The 6,898-nt window shown below is 67.6% G+C and carries 5 protein-coding genes; 3 read left to right on the top strand and 2 right to left on the bottom strand.

Annotated elements, in window-relative coordinates:
• Positions 1–120: 120 nt before the first annotated feature.
• Together B1A78_RS09000 and B1A78_RS08995 are read right to left on the bottom strand one after the other, a co-directional pair.
• Positions 121–1,791: an MFS transporter gene (locus B1A78_RS09000; RefSeq protein ID WP_077146632.1), complete on the bottom strand. Its 1,671-nt coding sequence runs from the start codon at positions 1,789–1,791 to the stop codon at positions 121–123.
• A 102-nt stretch (positions 1,792–1,893) separates the two neighbouring features.
• Positions 1,894–3,045 carry a diguanylate cyclase gene (locus tag B1A78_RS08995; protein ID WP_256837538.1) on the bottom strand — a complete coding sequence of 384 codons (1,152 nt, stop codon included), beginning with the start codon at positions 3,043–3,045 and terminating at the stop codon, positions 1,894–1,896.
• Between the two features lie 201 nt (positions 3,046–3,246).
• Here B1A78_RS08995 and B1A78_RS08990 point away from each other — a divergent pair, with 201 nt between their 5' ends.
• From B1A78_RS08990 to B1A78_RS08980, 3 genes are read left to right on the top strand one after another with little or no spacing between them, the layout of a single operon-like run.
• Complete coding sequence (locus B1A78_RS08990) at positions 3,247–4,458, top strand: hydrolase (RefSeq protein WP_077146630.1); 1,212 nt, start codon at positions 3,247–3,249, stop codon at positions 4,456–4,458.
• Positions 4,455–5,456, top strand: coding sequence for an arginine N-succinyltransferase (locus B1A78_RS08985; protein WP_077146629.1), 1,002 nt, complete (start codon positions 4,455–4,457; stop codon positions 5,454–5,456). The genes B1A78_RS08990 and B1A78_RS08985 overlap by 4 nt, the downstream gene beginning before the upstream one ends.
• Positions 5,457–5,459: 3 nt before the next feature.
• Positions 5,460–6,710, top strand: coding sequence for an N-succinylarginine dihydrolase (locus tag B1A78_RS08980; protein ID WP_077146628.1), 1,251 nt, complete (start codon positions 5,460–5,462; stop codon positions 6,708–6,710).
• Positions 6,711–6,898 lie beyond the last annotated feature (188 nt).

Below are 6,898 nucleotides of genomic sequence, written 5' to 3'. Positions count from 1 at the left end.
CGGCGGGTACCGGTTCGGCGGGCGGCGGCGGGGCCGCGGGCTTCGGCGGCGCTGGCTTCGGCGCTTCGGCAGCCGCGGGCGGCTGGGTCGCGGGTACCTGGTCGGGTTCGGTCTTGTCGCTCATTGATTCCTTGCCAGCATCTTCTGGAGGGCTTCGAGTTCCTTGGCGAGCGGGTTCACCCCGCGCCTGCGATCGTAAAGCCATCGCGCAAACATGATGACGAAGGCCAGCGCCGCCAAGCTCCCGATCACGAAGAATACGTCGTTATAGGCAAGGATCGTCGCTTCGCGCACCGCCTCCTGCATCACCGTCGCGCCCGCGACGCCGCTGCGCAGCGCGGGGTCGGTCATCGTCCCGCCCAGCCCGTTGGCGAGCGCGTTGATCGCCTGCGCCACCCCCGGGTCGCTCGTCGTCAGCTTCGACGCGAAGGTGATCAGATGATCCTTGGTCTGCACGGTGTGGAACGCCGACAGCGCGGCGGTCCCGGCGAGCCCGCCCAGCGTCTGCGACAGGTTGAACACCGCAAGGAAGCTGACGACATGCGACGGCCCCTTGGCCAGCGCACGCACGAACCCCTCCATCAGCATCGGCCCCATGAAATAGACCGCGGCAAAGGCGAGCGCGGCCTGCGACAGATAGAGGTTGCCGGGCCGCGTCAGCAGTCCCGAATGGGTGTCGGCCAGCGCCGCGACGGTGATGACGGCGAGCGAGACGAGCACCGGGCGGCGCAGGTCGAGCGGGTTGAGCCGCGCCACCGCGAGCATCGCACCGGCGAGCGTCGCGGCGGCGAGGATGGCATAATAGGTGACGAGCTGGTCGTTGCCCATGCCGACCGCGGCCAGCAGCCCCGAGGCGCCGAAATTCTGCTCGGACAGGAGGACACGCACCGACGCCCCGGTGAACGCGAATTTCAGCAGGTCGCTGCTGCTCATCCAGCGCGTGTGAAGCATCGGGTTGGCGCGGTTATGCTCGATCAGAAAAGCCACGCCGATCAGCAGGATCGCCATCGCCAGCGTCCCGCCGAGCCAAGGCGTGCTCCACCACACGATACGACCCTGGACAAAAAAGGCGCAGAGCAGCCCGACCCCGACCGCGAGCAGCGGAAAGGTGACGAGGTCGAGCTTGCCGAACGAGCGGACGGTCTCGCCCTGCGGCAGGTGGAGGATGTTCACCAGTCCGAAGGCAAGCAGCGACAGCGCGAATTGCAGGATGAACAGGTTCGTCACATCGCCGTCGGCAAGCAGCAGCGGCGAGATCGCGCGCGCCAGCGGCAGCGCGACCTGCGACAGGCCGATCGCGAGCAGCAGCCCGCCGATCCGCGCCTTCGCCGGCATGCCCTGCATCAGGTAAAAGGCGGCAAGCGTCGACAGCCCGCTCGCGGCGATCCCCGATACCCCGCGCGCGACGAGCTCGAGCCGGTATCCCGCGTCGAACAATTGCAGGAAATTGGCGAGCAGCAGCACCACCATCGTCGCGCGCACGAAGCGCTGGATGCCGAATTCCTGCCGCGCCTTGAACAGCAATATGCTCATGCAGGCATTGGTCATGCTGTAGGTCGCGGTGACCCAGCCGGTCTCGACGGGGGTGAGGTCGAGATGCCCCTGCAGCACATTGAGGTTGGCGAGCAGCAGCCCGTTCTGGAACCCCGCAACGATCGCGAGATAGACGCCGATCAGGAAATAGCCGATTTTGCGCGGCACCGGATGGTCGGGGTTTGCCGGCGACCCCGGCATGATCGGGCGTTCGTGCGGCTTGTAGACATAGCCGCCCGATGCCGGGTCCTCAGCCATGCTGAGCGACAGGCGCGGTTCCCGCGCGCAAGGGCCGGCCGTTTCCGATCATGTCCGAGTCCCTATAGCAGCGCGTGCCCGATGCACATCCCCTATCCGGCCCTAACCGGCCGCGACCCCCTGCGGCGCCAGTTCGGACAGGGTGGTGCCGACGCGGTTCCGCCCGCCCGCCTTCGCCCGGTAGAGCGCGGCATCGGCGCGGCGCGACAGGGTGAGCAGGCTGTCGTCGGCGGCCGCCTGCGCAACCCCGAACGACGCGGTGACGACGCGCGCGACCCCGAGGTGGGCGAGCGACGTCGCGGCATAGAGGCCGCGCACCGTCTCGGCATGGCCCCGCGCCTCGGCGAGCGACGCGCCGGCGATGAACACCGCGAACTCCTCGCCGCCCAGTCGGCTGACGACCGCGCCCGGCGGCATATGGTCGCGCAGCAGGCGCGCGAAGGCGGCGATCACCGCGTCTCCTGCGGCGTGGCCGAAACTGTCGTTGATCGCCTTGAAATGGTCGAGGTCGGCGGCGATCAGCACCGCGGGCTCGCCCAGCCGCGCCGCGCGCGCCAGCGCGTCCTCGGCGCGCCCGTCGAAGCCGCGCCGGTTGAGCAGGCCCGACAGCACGTCGGTTTCGGAGCGCGCGACCATTTCGGCCGCGCTGTCGCGCATGATGACGAGCAGCAGGACGAGCGCGATCGCGACGAGCAGCACGACGCTCGTGCTCTGCGAGATCGCGCCATAAGCGGTATCCATATAGCCCTGCGGCGACGGCGACGTCCCGACGATCGCGGCGATCAGCGGCTTGGCGAGGTAAAGCATCGCCACCGCGAGCTGCAGCGCGAGGAACAGCAGGTCGAGCGGCTGGCGCCGCCGCGATCGCCAGACGAGCGCCGCGAACAGCAATTGCATCGCGATATAGGGCGCCTGATAGAGGATCGACCGCAACGGCGACCCATAGTCGAGGCTGAACACGACCGGCACCGCGAGGATCGTCAGGCTCCAGATCGCCGCCATCGCGATCCACGGCGGCGCGACGCCATAATGGCGCGCAACCCCGATCATGCAAAAGCTCTGCGCGAGCAGGAAGACCAGGAAAATGCCGACGCCGACGGGGGTTGGATCGACCTGTATCGCCTGGAGGAATTCGAGCGCGAGATAGGCGATCCCCATCGCATAGCCGAGCGCGATCCACCGCACCCCGCGCGCGTCGCGATTCATCGCCGCGACCACCGCAAAGGCGATCGCAAAAATGCCGACAAGCGACATGTTGGTGGCAAGAATGAAAGCGGCTGACATCGACCCGGTCCGATAGGATGCCGCCGGGCCTAGGGGCGCAGCGACGAATCATTCGTTAACATCGTGTGCTGCAACGAAAATATCTGCCCGGACAGTGCGTTACGGTATCATGCGCAACGATATTGCAGCGCGGGGGTGCCAAAGCCCCTCCCCGCTCGCTATAGCCGTTGGATGACCAGCCTCACCGTTCCCGAAAGCGCAACGATCGAACGCGCCGCCGACGCGCCGATGCTGTCGCAGGTCGAGCGCTGGGCCGCGGTCAACAGCGGCACCGGCAACCTCGCGGGGCTCAAGACCGTCGCCGGGATGCTCGCCGACGCTTTCTCTGCGCTGCCGGGCGATATCCGGCTCGTCGCGCCCGATCCGGTCGAAAGCGTCGATGCGGCGGGCAAGATCCGGACCACCCAGCGCGGCGACCATCTCCACCTCCGCGTGCGTCCCGACGCGCCGGTGCAATTGCTGCTCACCGGGCATATGGACACCGTCTTTGCCGCCGACCATCCGTTCCAGACGCTGCAATGGCGCGAACCCGGCGTGCTCAACGGCCCGGGCACGGCGGACATGAAGGCGGGCATTTCGGTGATCCTCGCCGCCCTCACCGCGCTCGAGGCCTCGCCGCTCGCGGCGCGCGTCGGCTACGACGTGATGATCAACAGCGACGAGGAGACGGGCAGCCACGCCTCCGCGGCGCTGATCGCCGAACTGGCCAAGGGCAAGACAGCCGCCCTGACCTACGAACCCGCGCTTCCCGACGGCACCCTGGCGGGCGCACGGCCGGGAAGCGGCAACTTCAGCATCACCGTTCACGGCCTCTCGGCCCATGCCGGGCGCAACCCCGAGGACGGGCGCAATGCGCTCATCGCTGCGGCCGATCTGGCGCTGCGCCTCAACGCCCTCAAGTCTCTGGAACTAAAGGTCAATCCGGCCAGAATCGACGGCGGCGGCCCCAATAATGTCGTGCCCGACCAGGCGATATTGCGCGTCAACATGCGCCCCTCGACCCCCGCGGCAATGCTCGCCGCCGAAGCCGCGCTACGCGACACTATCGCCAACATCCAGCGCGACCACGACGTCCACTGCCACCTCCACGGCGGTTTCAACCGCCCGCCCAAGCCGCTCGACGCCGCCGCGACGCGCCTGTTCGAACTGGTGCGCGATTGCGGCGCCGAGCTCGGCCTGCCGCCGATCAGCTGGAACGCGACCGGCGGCGTGTGCGACGGCAACAATATCGCGGCGTGCGGGGTCCCCGTCGTCGACACCATGGGCCCGCGCGGCGGCGCCATCCACTCTTCGGACGAATTTCTGATCGTCGACAGCCTCGCCGAACGGGCGCAATTGTCGGCGCTCACCATGACAAGAATAGCGGAACGGGGGACAGTGTGAATTATGTGATCCGGGCAGCCAAGCCGGGCGATTTGCAGAGCATTTACGAGATGGCGAAGCTGACCGGCGGCGGCTTCACCAACCTGCCCCCCGATAAAAAGGCGCTACGCGCCAAGCTCGAGCGCGCCGATGCGAGCTTCGCATCGGACAAGGAATATCCGTCGGACGAGCTGTATCTGATGGTGCTCGAAGACCTCGACAGCGGCGAAGTGCGCGGCACGTGCCAGATTTTCGGGCAGGTCGGCCAGCGCTGGCCTTTCTACAGCTATCGCATCGGCACCGACAGCAAGCATAGCGAGCAATTGGGTCGCACCTTCCATGCACAGGTGCTGATGCTTAGCAACGACCTCAACGGCGCATCCGAAGTCGGCGGGCTGTTTCTCCACCCTGCGGCGCGCGCCGGCGGGCTCGGGCTGCTGCTCGCGCGCTCGCGCTACCTGTTCATCGCACGCCACCGGCCGCGCTTCGGCGACCGCATCCTCGCAGAGCTGCGCGGGGTGATCGACGAGGCCGGTGGATCGCCCTTCTGGGACGGGGTCGCGGGCAAATTTTTCGGGATGAATTTCCAGGAAGCCGACCAGTTCAATGCCGTGCATGGCAACCAGTTCATCGCCGACCTGATGCCCAAGCACCCGGTCTATATCGCGATGCTCGGCGACCATGCGCGCAGCGTTATCGGCGTCCCCCACCCCACCGGCCGCGCCGCGATGCGCATGCTGGAAAATGAGGGCTTTGCCTTCGAAAATTATGTCGACATCTTCGACGGCGGCCCGACGATGACCGCGCGCACCGACCAGGTCGCGAGCATCCGCGACGCGAAACATGTCGAAGTGACCGGCGTCGCCGACGACGGCGAGGATGGCCTGATCGCCACGGGGCGGCTGTCCGATTTCCGTTGCTGCTTCGGCAAGGTCGGCACGGACGGCACGATTGACGCCGACACCGCGCGCATTCTCGGCGTCGGCGCGGGCGATGCGATCAGCTGGATCGGGCGATAAGTCATGCTCACCGAGATCAATTTCGACGGGATCATCGGCCCGAGCCACAATTACGCCGGGCTGAGCCGCGGCAATATCGCCTCGGCGAGCCATGCCGGCGACGTGTCGCAGCCGCGCGCCGCGGCGCTGCAGGGTCTCGACAAGATGCGCCACAATCTCGCGCTCGGACTACCGCAGGGTTTCTTCACGCCGCTCGACCGGCCCGACGCGGCATGGCTGGAGGTTCTCGGTACGACGCTGGAAGGCGCCGAGCCGCATCTGCGCGCGCAGGCCTGGTCGGCCTCGTCGATGTGGGCCGCGAACGCCGCGACGGTCTCCCCCGCTCCCGACAGCAGCGACGGCAAATGTCACCTGACCGTCGCCAACCTCGTCACCATGCCGCACCGCAGCCATGAGTGGCAGGGGACGCTCAAACAGCTCAAGCTCGCCTTCGCGAACCCCGCCTTCGCGGTGCACGGCCCCGTCCCCGCCCCGTTCGGCGACGAGGGCGCGGCGAACCATATGCGGCTGTGCGACGGCCACGGCTCGGCGGGGGTCGAGATTTTCGTTTACGGCGTCGGCGGCGGACGTTTCCCCGCGCGCCAGCATCTCGACGCGTCGAAAGCGATCGCACGGCACCACCGGCTCGACCCCAAGCGCGCGCTTTTCATCCGCCAATCGGACAGCGCGATCCAGGGCGGCGCGTTTCACAACGACGTCGTCGCGGTGGCGAACGAGCGTGTGCTGTTCACGCACGAAACCGCCTTTCAGGACCGCGAGGCCGCGCATGCCGAAATTCGCGCCGCCTTCCCCACGGTCGAGATCGTCGAGGTGCCGGCCGACGCGGTGAGCCTGCCCGACGCGATCAAATCCTATCTCTTCAACGCACAGCTCGTCAGCCTGCCCGACGGCGGCGGCATGGGCCTCGTCCTGCCGACCGAGGCGCAGGCGACTCCCGCAGTCTGGAACTGGCTGGAGGCGCATGTCGCGGGCAACGGCCCGATCCGCCGCCTGCTGCCGGTCGATGTCCGCCAGTCGATGGCCAACGGCGGCGGCCCCGCCTGCCTGCGGCTGCGCGTTGTTGCCGACCCCGCGACCGTCGACCCGCGCTTCATGGCCGACGCGGACAAGCTCGACCGGATTTCGGAGGTGGTCGCGGAACACTGGCCCGAGGCGATTGCGGCGGCCGATCTTGCGTCGGCGGGCTTGGCTGCTGACGTGCGCCGCGCGCGCATCGCGCTGCTGGAGGCCCTGAATCTGATCGAACTGACGTAGCCGGGGGCCAGGACAAGGGCCTTGCACCAGAGCGCCGGCAGCACCATATTCATTTCATCGTCAACAACGGAAAGGAGGTGGTCAGATGTCTCATTGTCATATGCCGCGTGCGGCAAAGCTTGAGCATGGCCTCCATACGGGAGCCAGGCTCGCCTGAGCGGTCCGCATTCGGATGACAATGGAAGGGC

Origin of the sequence: Sphingopyxis sp. KK2 (assembly GCF_001990265.1) — a bacterium.
GTDB lineage: Bacteria > Pseudomonadota > Alphaproteobacteria > Sphingomonadales > Sphingomonadaceae > Sphingopyxis.
Note: the sequence above shows the minus strand (reverse complement) of the source record. Positions and strands in the feature narration are given on the sequence as shown.

Bases quoted from the DNA above. Each gene is read 5' to 3' on its own strand.
- B1A78_RS08995 (WP_256837538.1), bottom strand. From the start codon at position 3,045: ATGTCGCTTGTCGGCATTTTTGCGATCGCCTTTGCGGTGGTCGCGGCG.
- B1A78_RS09000 (WP_077146632.1), bottom strand. From the start codon at position 1,791: ATGGCTGAGGACCCGGCATCGGGCGGCTATGTCTACAAGCCGCACGAA.
- B1A78_RS08990 (WP_077146630.1), top strand. From the start codon at position 3,247: ATGACCAGCCTCACCGTTCCCGAAAGCGCAACGATCGAACGCGCCGCC.
- B1A78_RS08980 (WP_077146628.1), top strand. From the start codon at position 5,460: ATGCTCACCGAGATCAATTTCGACGGGATCATCGGCCCGAGCCACAAT.